We start from the raw sequence: 10,867 nt of genomic DNA, 5'->3' as shown, positions 1-10,867 counted from the left end.
CGCCACGATCGCGCCCACGTCGTCCGACTACCCGAAAGCGTGCAATGTCGCCACCGGGCATCGCGGGACGATCTATGAAAGCGCGCAATTGCTGTCCATGGCATGGCTGCTGACGGAGCAGGACAAGTACAGGCAGGGCCTGCTGACGTATGCCGACATGCTGCTGGCGAGCCCACTGCCCGCCGGCAATGAATGGTCGATGGGGGGCAGGGTGGCTGCCATGGGCCTCGTCTATGACTGGCTGTTTGATCTGATGGGCAGCGAGAGTGTGCCTGCCGCAATGGGAGGCGGGTCTTACCGGTCCGCCCTGGCGCAGAGGATCAAGGATACGATAGCGGCCGAAAATACGGCAACCAAGGGTGACCATCTGGTGGCTTCCATGTGTGGCAGCCAGCAGCACTTGCGCGACACGAGTACGGTCTTCGATTGCGAGCAGAAACCCATATATGAACATTGGAACCGCAATACTCCGTCTCCCTCGATTGCCACTTACTATGTCAGCGGCCATGCCTTCAGTGCCGTGACCAACATGGCGGTGGGATTGCTGGCCATCGCGGAAGAGCATCCTGAAGTCGTGCCGATGATCGACACGGCGTATGCACATTTCGACAAGGGCTTCATGGCCGCGCGCGTCGCCATTTCGGCCGATGGCGGTCATCAGATGGGTTTTGCGTATGGTGTGTCGAGCATCCCCGAGCGCTTGCTGCTGTGGCGCACGGGACTCGACAATGCGGGCGGCACGCCGCTGCTGCAGGCCGACTGGCAGGATCAATTGCTGTATCCATATATCTACGGTTTGCGCAGCAATGGCACGTTTCCTGCCAGCGGAGATAACTATGATTTGCCCGTAGGCAATCCACTGCTCGGCCAGTTGTCGCGCGGCGTGGCCAGCGTTGGCGGCGATGGCGTCGCCTGGTCTTTCTATCGCGATCAGGTCAAGGCGCATCGCGGCGGTGGCGACGAGATACTGGAACGCTTGTTCTGGCCGGCGGAAGTGGCTGCCGTGCCAATATCAAGCCTGCCCCTGGCGCGCCATTTCCGCGTGTCGGGCCAGGTAGTGATGCGTGACACATGGGATTATGCGAATGCCACCGTGCTGGACTTCAAATCCTCATCGTTCGCCGCGCAGAATCACCAGCACGCCGACCAGAACAGCTTTGCGCTGTATTACAAGGCGCCATTGCTGCTCGATACGGGCTTGTACGATAGCTATGAAAGCGTGCACTGGTGGAACTATTACACGCGCAGCGTCGCGCACAACACGATTACGGTCTACGATACGGTGGACGATCCAACGGAGCGTCTGATGACGGGGGTGAGCGGCCTGAGCCGTGATGGCGGACAGTGGATGCAAGCGCTGCAACAGAACTATCCGACGATAGACGAAATCCAGCCCGGTGGCGTGAACGCGCTCGATGGCATCGTGCGCTATGAAAATACGCCGGAATATACCTATGCCAGCGGCAATGCCAGCAAGGCCTATTCTGCTACCAGGCTGGACCGGAATAACGGTTTTGTGCGCCAGATACTCTTCCTGCGCCAGCCGGCATTCTGGCCCAAGCCGGTGACGGTGGTCTTCGACAGCGTGCGCAGCAAACGCGGCTTGCCAGCCACTTTTTTGCTGCATACGGCGCATGACCCGGCCGCCAATACTGCCAATACGAGCAATCTCGGCGATGGGCGCTACAAGCTCGGCTACAGCGCGGGACAGCGGCGCATCGCCACCGTGCGTAATGGCGGCGGCATGCTGATCGCGCAAACCGTGCTGCCAGAGAATGCCGTCGTGCACAAGGTCGGCGGGCGCGATCATGACGGCACCATGTGCAGGCAGATGAGCCCGGTCAAGGCGAACGAGCAATGGGCCAGCAGCGGCGACTGCCGTTTCATGGTGCGCCGCCGCCAGGCCGATGGCAGCGATCTGTGGTTCAACCATCCGCCGCAGAAGAGCGAGCAGAAAACCACGGAGGAGGACGTGGGCGCCTGGCGCCTGGAAGTCACATCGGCAACGGCGCCTGCGGTCGATGCGCCCGAGTATTTTCTGCACACGCTGTTTGTCGCCGACAACGATGGCGCCACCGGTACGGCGCAGCCGCCCGATACGCGGCGCCTGGCGGCCGTAGCCAATACCGAGGCGCTGTTGCTGGGTAGTCAGCTGCACGTGCTGTTCAATCGCGACGTGGCGCCCGCTGCCCGCATGGACTGGACCTCGCCGCTGGCCGCCGGCGCCATCCTGGCCACGGGCCTGAAGCCTGGCGTCCATTACGCCTTGACGTCGGCGCCGGCGGGCGGCGCTTTTGCCCGCAGCCTGGTCGAGGTTGCGCCAGGGGCGGGCACGCACCCCAGTTCGGATCAGGGCGTGCTCAGCATCGAGTAGGGCGGCAACAGGCTGGCGTTCATGCCGCTTCTTCCTTCTTCGGCCTGGCCCGCAAACTGGCCGCCGCTTCGCCGATGGCGAACGGGTCGCGCGACAGGATGGCGGCGCCCAGGTCGACCAGCCTGGCCGCCGTGCCGATGGCGGCTTTCACGTCGGCGATGCGCTTGAGCTGCGACTTGCCCTTGGCGATGGCGCCCTCGATGTCGACGCGCGCCTGCTCGGCGCCTTCGGCCGTCAGGTAAATGCCATACGCGCGGAACAGGGCCACCATCTGGTCCAGGTGATTTTCATATTGTTCCAGCAGTGCGCGCTCGTCCGGCGCCAGCGCCTCGCGTTCGCGGATGCGCAATTCCAGCACCAGGCTTGACGCTTGCGCCAGGCTGTCGGCGATGGCGTAGCTTTGATCTTTCGTCAGTTCGGTCAGTGGGGCCATGGGATACTCCTGTGTGCGCGCCGCTTACCAGCGGGCGGGGGCATAGAACGCCGCTTGCCGCTGCAGCGTGTCGACGTCGCGTGAAAACTGCGCCAGCTGCCGCTCCAGTTCGGGCGCCTGCAGGCGGTCGAGATTGGCCCGCAGCGCGGCCACGCTCGCTTGCAGCGCGTCGACGGCGGCGACGTATGCGGCGACGATCTTTTCCCTTTCCTGTAACTGCCGGCCTTCCAGGTGCAAGCGCGTGCGGATGTAATTGGCGGCCAGCGGTTCGCGCGGCGCGGCTTGGTCGACGGCGCCGCGCAGCAGGTCCAGGTCGCGCAATTCATCCTGCAAGCCGGCCCGGTAGCCGCGCTGCGCATACTCCTTGAGCGCATCGCTGACGATATCGACGGCTTCCTGCTCGTCGAGCAGTTCGCGCAAGGCCGATTTCTGCCGGCGCTGCGTGGCCAGGCGGCTCAGGTGCTCGCTCAGTTTGACGACCTTGGCCAGCTTGCCCGCATCGAGCAGGGGCGCGCCGCCGACCGGCTGCGCCAGACCGCCCAGCGCATCGCCGAGTCCACCAAGCTCTTCCTTGTAGAGAGGCAGCCTGTCATCGGCCAGCGCCGCCATGGTCTGGGCATAGCGCAGCAGGACGTCGTTCAGGCTGGCGATTGACGCGCCGGCCTGCGCGATGGCGGCGCAATCGGCGCGCGCCGCCTGTTCGCTGGCTTGCGCATCGAAACGCTCGGCCAGGATCAACCGCTTGCGCATGGCCTTGTCCATGCAGCTGCGGACGCCGCCCGCCAGCATGGGTTCGAAGTGGACCGACATCTTTTGCGTCTGGTCGGCAAAGGTGCGCACGGGCGCCAGGTCGGTGGCGCAGCCGCCCAGCAGCAGGCTGGCGCTGGCGTAAAGAAGCAGGGTGGAAACGGACGAGTTCGACGGGCGCTGCATATGGCCTCCATGCGGTAGCAGTGGCTGACGGGGCCGGCGCGCGCGCGCTGGCATGGCCGACGTTAGCATGCTGAACAAGGGCAGTATTGCGCCAGATCAGTTCGCTGTCGACGTCGCCTGGCGGCCCCGTATCGGCGCCAGGGCTGTTGCGGAATGGCGCAGGTGCGCCAATTTGCGCCATATTTTCCTTACAAAAGACTGACATCGGACGCGTAATGCGGTCTTTTTCGCATGTTGCGACGCGTCATATGTAGTTGTTGCTGGTGCATGTTTACTCACCTACAATGATTTATCGATGGGGCGGTTATCCAGCGTACGACTATAAAAATAAGTGGCATTTAAAACGTTGTAGCAGAGGAGATGACAATGAATTTGAAACAGAAATTGCTCGTGGCAAGTTTGGTTTTGGGTTTCTCGCAGGCGGCCGTCGCAGCCGACCCCATCAAGATCGGCGTGTCCGGACCGTTTACGGGCGGTTCCGCGCCGATGGGCGTGTCGATGCGCGACGGCGTCAAGCTGGCCGTCGCGGAAATCAATGCCAAGGGCGGCGTGCTGGGCCGTTCGCTTCTGCTGATCGAGCGCGATGACGAGGCGAAGAACGAACGCGGCGTGCAGATCGCGCAGGAACTCATCAACAAGGAAAAGGTCGCCGCCACCGTCGGCTACATCAACACGGGCGTGGCCCTTGCTTCGCAGCGCTTCTACCAGGAAGCCAAAATTCCCGTCATGAACAATGTGGCGACGGGTTCCATCGTCACCAAGCAATTCGCCGACCAGCCGGAAAACTACATCTTCCGCAATGCGGCCAATGACACCATCCAGTCCGGCATGATCGTGCATGAGGCGATCGAGAACCGCAAGTTCAAGAAGGTGGCGATCCTGGCCGACTCCACCAATTATGGCCAGCTGGGCCGCGAAGACCTGGAAAAGGCGCTCGACAAGAAGGGCATCAAGCCCGTCGCCGTTGAAAAATACAACATCAAGGACGTCGACATGACGGCCCAGCTGCTGAAAGCCAAGCAGGCGGGGGCGGAAGTCGTGCTGACCTACGGCATCGGCCCGGAACTGGCGCAGATCGCCAACGGCATGGAAAAGCTGGGCTGGAAAGTGCCGCTGATCGGCAGCTGGACCCTGGCCATGGGTAACTTCATCGACAACGCGGGCAAGAACGGCAATGGCACGCGCATGCCGCAAACCTTCATTCAGGACGCCAGCACGCCGAAGCGCAAGGCCTTCATCGACGCCTATGTGGCCGCCTACAAGCCATCGGGCGGACGCATGCCGTCGGCCGTCTCGGCCGCGCAAGGCTACGATTCCATCTACCTGCTGGCCGCCGCCTTCAAGCAGGCGGGCGGCACGGACGGCCCGAAAGTGCGCGCCGCGCTGGAAAACCTGAATGAAAAGGTGGAAGGCGCCGTCACCACCTACAACAAGCCGTTCAGCAAGACCAACCATGAAGCGATCACGGCCGAGCTGACGGTCTTCGGCGAAGTCAAGGACGGCAAAGTCGTCCTCGCGAAATAAGCCTGGCAGACCTTCGCCGCGCAGTGGCCAGCCTTGAGGAATCAGGACTGGCCATTTTTTTATCTCCCATCCTTCGGGGAATACCATGGAAATCTTCCTGCAGCTTGTCTTCAGCGGCGTCGCGCTGGGCATGATCTATGCCGTCATCGCCTTCGGCTACCAGCTGACCTTTGCCACGTCCGGCACCCTCAACTTCGGCCAGGGCGAATCGCTGATGCTGGGCGCGCTCGTGGGACTGTCCCTGGTGGGCACCATCCACGGCGGCCCCTACATGAGCTACCTGCTGATGATCCCCGTCGTCATCGTCTTCGGCGCCTTGCAGGGCGTGTTCGTCGAATGGATAGGCGTGCGGCCCGCCATCAAGATCAAGTCCGAATTCGGCTGGATCATGTCGACCATCGCGCTGGCCATCATTTTCAAGAACGTGGCGGAAAACATCTGGGGCAAGGACGACCTGATGTTCCCGTCGCCCCTGTCGGCCGCGCCGTTCCAGGTGTTTGGCGCCAACGTGCAGCAGATGCAGGTGGCCGTCATCGTCGGCGCGCTGGCCATCATGCTGGCCGTCGAAGTATTCAACCGCAAATCGATCTACGGCAAGGCCGTCGTGGCGACGGCCAACGACCGCGACGCGGCCGGTTTGATGGGCATCAACACGGGCATGGTCATCACCTTTTCCTATGCGCTGTCGTCGGCCACGGCCGCCTTCGCGGGCGTGCTGGTGGCGCCGCTGACCCTGACGGGGGCCACCATGGGCGCCTCGTTGGGCCTGAAAGCGTTTGCCGTGGCCATCATCGGCGGCCTGACGTCGGGCGTGGGCGCCATCGTGGGCGGCCTGATCCTGGGCATTGCCGAGACGACCACCGGCTACTACATCTCCACCGGCTACAAGGAAGTGCCCGGCCTGCTGCTGTTGCTGCTGGTGCTGGCCGTCAAGCCGTCCGGCCTGTTCGGCAAAGCCGCGATCAAGAAAGTCTGAGGGCCACATGAACAAGAAAATCACCATGCTGGCGCTGAGCGCGGCGGGTCTGGCCGCGCTCGCGCTGTTCCCCATCGTCATTCCGAACCCGTACTACATCCACCTGGCCGAGACCATCCTGATCTACGCCATCCTGCTGTTCGGCCTCGATATCGTCGTCGGCTACACGGGGCAGGTGTCGCTGGGCCATGCGGGCCTGTTCGGCATCGGCTCGTACGTGACGGGCGTGCTGGTGTTCAAGCTGGGCGTCTCATTCTGGCTGGCCATCCCCGCCAGCATCGCGGGCGCGGCCCTGTTCGGCGCCATCCTGGCCTTGCCGGCCCTGCGCGTGACGGGACCCTACCTGGCCATGGTGACCCTGGCCTTCGGCACCATCGTGCAAATCCTGATCAACGAGATGAGCTTCCTGACGGAAGGCCCGATGGGCATCAAGATCCACAAACCCGTCCTGTTCGGCCACAAGCTGACGGAAGTGGAGTACTACTACATGGTCGCCGCGCTGCTGGTGATCTCGCTGGTGGTGGTGCACCGCATCCTGAAGTCGAACCTGGGCCGCGCGTTTGAAGCCTTGCGCGACAGCCCCATCGCCTCGGACTGCATGGGCGTGTCCGTGTATCGCTACAAGGTCTACGCGTTTGTCATCAGCGCCGGTTTCGCGGGCCTGGCCGGCAGCCTGTATGCGTATTCGGAAGAATACATCTCGCCCAATACCTATAACTTCGAACTGACGATCCTGTTCCTGCTGGCCGTCATCATGGGCGGACGCAAGACGCGTTCGGGCGCGCTGATCGGCGCCCTGATCGTCGTCATGCTGCCCAGCCTCTTGTCGGACATCGAACTGTTCCGCAAGATCGCCGTCTCCGCCGCCGTGCTGGGCGTGATCGGCTCCGCCTTCATGCTGGCGAAAAAGCGCTCCACCGTGCGCGGCGTGCTTGTGCCCCTGGTGGCCACCATCGGCCTGGCCGCGTTTTCCTACAAGCTGGAAAACATGGTCGACTGGCGTTTGACCATCTTCGGCCTGATGACCCTGTTCGTCGTGTACTACCTGCAGGACGGCATCGTCGGCTTTTTGATGAGCTTTATCGGCAAGGGCCGGCGCCACGTGCAGGCCGTCGCTTCGCACGGCGTGGCGCCGTTCGACCACGCGCAGGGCGGGCAGCAGGGCGCGACCCTGCTGCGCGTGGACCAGGCGCTGATGCAGTTCGGCGGCCTGAAAGCGCTGAACCAGGTGGACCTGAACGTCACGCAAGGTTCCGTGCACGGCTTGATCGGGCCGAACGGCTCGGGCAAGAGCACGATGATGAACGTGCTGACGGGGATCTACAAGCCGACGGCGGGCAAGGTGGAATTTGCCGGCGCCGTCATTTCCGGCCGCACGCCGTCCGAAATCGCCCTGGGCGGCGTGGCGCGCACCTTCCAGAACGTGCAGCTGTTCGGCGAGATGACGGCTACCGAGAACGTGCTGGTGGGCTTGCACAACACCTTCAGGTCGAATGTGCTGGACGTGATGCTGCACACGCCCCGCTACAAGCGCGAAGAAAAGGCCGCGCGCGAACGGGCCGCCAGCATCCTCGAGTTCGTGGGCCTGGCGGACCTGGCCAACGAAGAGGCGCGCAATCTGCCGTACGGCAAGCAGCGGCTGCTGGAAATCGGCCGCGCGCTGGGCCTCAACCCGCGTCTGCTGCTGCTCGACGAGCCGGCGGCGGGCCTGACGGCGCCCGACATCAAGGAACTGATGGCCATCATCCGCAAGATCCGCGAGCACGGCATCACCATCATCCTGATCGAGCACCATATGGACGTGGTGATGGCCCTGTCGGACGTGGTGACGGTGCTCGATTTCGGCCAGAAGATCGCCGAAGGCGCACCCGCGCTTGTCCAAAGCGATCCGAAAGTGATCGAAGCCTATTTGGGCGGCAGCGCCGACACCCTGAGCCCTGCGGCGCACTGAGAGGAAGACCATGCTGACCATTAACAATCTGCACGCCGCCTACGGCAAAGTCGAAGTCCTGCACGGCATTTCGCTCGAAGTCCCGAAGGGCAAGCTGGTGACCCTGATCGGCTCGAACGGCGCCGGCAAGACCACCACCATGCGCGCCATTTCCGGCATGCTCAAACCGAAATCGGGCACCGTCACCCTGGGCGGCAAGGACGTCACGGGCCTCGACTCGCACCGCATCGCGCGCGACGGCCTGGCCCATTCGCCGGAAGGGCGCAGGGTCTTCGCCTCGATGTCGGTGACGGACAACCTGCTGCTGGGCGCCTTCCCCCGCTTTACGCGCGCGCGCCCGAAAGGCGACATCAAGGGAGATTTGGACAAGGCCCTGGAACTGTTCCCCCGCCTGAAGGAGCGGCGTGACCAGCTGGCCGGCACCTTGTCGGGCGGCGAGCAGCAGATGCTGGCCATGGCCCGCGCCGTGATGCTGAACCCCGAAGTGATCCTGCTGGACGAGCCGTCGATGGGCCTGGCGCCGATCCTGGTGGAAGAAGTCTTCCGCATCATCACGCGCTTGAAGGCCGAAGGCGTGACCATGCTGCTGGTGGAGCAATTCGCCGCCGCCGCCCTGAACGTGGCCGATTACGGCTACGTGCTGGAAAACGGCAGCATTTCCGTGCACGGGCCGGCCGAGAGCCTGAAAACGGATCCGAAGGTGATCGCGGCGTATCTGGGGGGAGGGCATTGATGATGGTCTGACAATGCGCTTGCTGCGCATTGTCACATCCTCCGTATTACGCAGTGAGTAGGCGACGGCGTATCATTGCTTCCAGGTCACGGCGGGTATGGGCAATCATATGAACGTAAACGATATCGTTATGTCCATACTCGATAAGGATGCGATGCTGGCCGGCCAACAGTTGGCGGTGAGTCGTCAAATGAAGGTCTTCAAGTTCAGGAACAAAGCTGCCTTGAATGTTCCAATCTTTGAGAGAATTGACTTCAGCCAGAATCGCTTGCGTCACCTTCCTGGCAAAAGCCAGGGATTCGTTCTGCTTCAGCTAGAAGCGAATGTCTTGCAAATCGTTCAAGGCGTACTGCGTCCAAATGATTTTCATTTGTGTAATCAATTGTCGTCGTCTTCAGCTTCCAGAAGGGCCACAACGTCATCATGATCAATGATTTTACCTTCCTCAATCTGCTTGCGGCCGAGAGCAAGGATGCGGAGCATGGCAAGCTGATCTTGAGTCTTTTGATAGCTGACAGGGTCTTGAACAATTGCCTGAACTCTGCCGTTCACCGTGATGGCTACCGGGTCATGCGTCTCCAGCACCTGTTTGACCACGTCGCTGGTGTTCGTCTTCAAGTAGCTAATTGGTTGAATATTGAGAAAGTTCATGCCGTCCTCCACAAGTTGCAGACCAACATTGGATAACTAAATTAAGTGCCAAATTTAGTTGACTGCGCATTTTCTTTACGTCGAGCGCAGCCTGTAAGTGTCAGTGCTTGGTCGGCTTTTCCTGCTGCACCAGGATGAACGGGCTGACGACGACGGCCCACAGGGACGCATCGGCCGCCTGCCAGTCCAGCGCCTGCTGGTCGGAGACCTTGGCGACCTTGCCGTCGGCCATCCATTGCGTGATGGTCGCCTTGTCGTCGTGCGAGATGCGCACGGCCACTTCGACCAGGTCCAATGCATTGGCGACCCAGACGACATTGCCCTGGGCGAAGTGCTTTGCGAGTTCGCTCCAGGCCAGGCGGGCCGTTTCGCTGTTTACTTTGAGGCGCAGTTCGGTGTCTTTTTCAGGATTGGTTTGCATGTGAGATCAGGTTGCGGTGAGTCGGGTGCCGATGCGCGCGCGTTATTTGCCTGGCAAGGCTTCCACGTGCGGCGTCGGCGTACCCTGCCATGTTAACCGATAGGCGGCGCCTTTGCGAACATTGCCCACCAGGGCGGGGCGGAAGCAGGCCAGGTTGGTGCCGCTGGCGTGCCGCACGCTGGGGAAGATCACGCCCATGGAACCGGCCTCGAGCAGGATGGCGGCCAGGTCTTGTGAGGCGATGTAGCTGGCCGGATCGAGGCAAGCCTGGTAGCGTTCCTGGCCGCGCAGGTCGTGGAAGCTGGCGGAGAAGTCGGCCAGCAGCGACTGGTAGCTGACGCTGTCGTCGAAATAGTCGATTTCCTGGTATTCCACGGTCTTGTGGAAAATGATCTCGGCCAGCGCCGTTTGCATGTCGAAGGCGCAATACCAGGCGCCCCGCTCGCTATCGTTGAAACGCGCCCCTTCCGGGCGGGCATACGTGTAGGCGGCATTGATGATGCGAAAGTTCGGCACGCCAAAAACCAGCTCGTCCACGCCAATTCCTGGCGCGCCGCCGTACTCGGCCACCAGGCGCGCATTCGTCGCGTTATCGAGTTCGAACAGCTCGCGCAGGTGGCCGTCGTCCTCGGCCAGGGGCGCCAGCACGGAATCTTCCATGTCGGCGAAGCGCGAGGGAATCAGGCGGCAAGTGTCGATCTGGCGCAGCAAAGTTAGGGGGATGTCATTAATCAAAATTTCTCGCAGAGTTTCTGTCGTTTTGCGTGGAATATTATTGGTTTTGTGAAATTAAATTAATTGGCTATTTAATTTTATTATTTTTAAAATCTTTTGATATTCCTTCAGTGGTTGAGTATAAGCTATCTATGTG

At 61.8% G+C, this 10,867-nt stretch carries 11 protein-coding genes; 5 read left to right on the top strand and 6 right to left on the bottom strand.

Annotated features, from left to right (window positions below):
• On the top strand, positions 1-2,374 hold a 2,374-nt coding region (locus AC0V2Y_RS26395; protein WP_475418390.1), incomplete at its 5' end, for a heparinase II/III domain-containing protein.
• A 19-nt stretch (positions 2,375-2,393) separates the two neighbouring features.
• Here the strand turns inward: AC0V2Y_RS26395 and AC0V2Y_RS26390 are convergent.
• A complete protein-coding gene (locus AC0V2Y_RS26390) occupies positions 2,394-2,807 on the bottom strand; it encodes a hypothetical protein (protein ID WP_475416639.1) in 414 nt (137 codons plus the stop codon).
• A gap of 24 nt (positions 2,808-2,831) precedes the next feature.
• The gene (locus AC0V2Y_RS26385) at positions 2,832-3,740 is read right to left on the bottom strand and encodes a hypothetical protein (RefSeq protein WP_475416640.1); all 909 of its coding nucleotides are present in this window, start codon (positions 3,738-3,740) and stop codon (positions 2,832-2,834) included.
• 366 nt (positions 3,741-4,106) lie between these two features.
• Here AC0V2Y_RS26385 and AC0V2Y_RS26380 point away from each other — a divergent pair, with 366 nt between their 5' ends.
• The 4 genes from AC0V2Y_RS26380 to AC0V2Y_RS26365 all read left to right on the top strand — a co-directional run bounded on the left by AC0V2Y_RS26380 (position 4,107) and on the right by AC0V2Y_RS26365 (position 8,924).
• On the top strand, positions 4,107-5,264 hold the full coding sequence (locus tag AC0V2Y_RS26380) for an ABC transporter substrate-binding protein (RefSeq protein ID WP_076571165.1): 1,158 nt from the start codon (positions 4,107-4,109) through the stop codon (positions 5,262-5,264).
• Between the two features lie 85 nt (positions 5,265-5,349).
• A complete protein-coding gene (locus AC0V2Y_RS26375) occupies positions 5,350-6,240 on the top strand; it encodes a branched-chain amino acid ABC transporter permease (RefSeq protein WP_475416641.1) in 891 nt (296 codons plus the stop codon).
• A gap of 7 nt (positions 6,241-6,247) precedes the next feature.
• Entirely contained in the window at positions 6,248-8,191 is a 1,944-nt protein-coding gene (locus tag AC0V2Y_RS26370; RefSeq protein ID WP_475416642.1) for a branched-chain amino acid ABC transporter ATP-binding protein/permease, read from the top strand.
• Positions 8,192-8,201: 10 nt separating this feature from the next.
• Positions 8,202-8,924 carry an ABC transporter ATP-binding protein gene (locus AC0V2Y_RS26365; RefSeq protein ID WP_475416643.1) on the top strand — a complete coding sequence of 241 codons (723 nt, stop codon included), beginning with the start codon at positions 8,202-8,204 and terminating at the stop codon, positions 8,922-8,924.
• Positions 8,925-8,970: 46 nt separating this feature from the next.
• Here AC0V2Y_RS26365 and AC0V2Y_RS26360 read toward each other — a convergent pair whose 3' ends face one another.
• From AC0V2Y_RS26360 to AC0V2Y_RS26345, 4 genes are all read right to left on the bottom strand, one after another.
• A complete protein-coding gene (locus tag AC0V2Y_RS26360; protein ID WP_475416644.1) occupies positions 8,971-9,201 on the bottom strand; it encodes a hypothetical protein in 231 nt (76 codons plus the stop codon).
• Positions 9,202-9,302: 101 nt separating this feature from the next.
• On the bottom strand, positions 9,303-9,575 hold the full coding sequence (locus tag AC0V2Y_RS26355) for a type II toxin-antitoxin system Phd/YefM family antitoxin (protein WP_070313584.1): 273 nt from the start codon (positions 9,573-9,575) through the stop codon (positions 9,303-9,305).
• Positions 9,576-9,675: 100 nt separating this feature from the next.
• Entirely contained in the window at positions 9,676-9,996 is a 321-nt protein-coding gene (locus tag AC0V2Y_RS26350) for a DUF2288 domain-containing protein (protein WP_475416645.1), read from the bottom strand.
• A gap of 42 nt (positions 9,997-10,038) precedes the next feature.
• Entirely contained in the window at positions 10,039-10,656 is a 618-nt protein-coding gene (locus AC0V2Y_RS26345) for an RES family NAD+ phosphorylase (protein ID WP_475416646.1), read from the bottom strand.
• Positions 10,657-10,867 lie beyond the last annotated feature (211 nt).

This window comes from Janthinobacterium sp. BHSEK (assembly GCF_056174685.1).
This window is presented reverse-complemented; position numbering and strand designations above follow the sequence as displayed.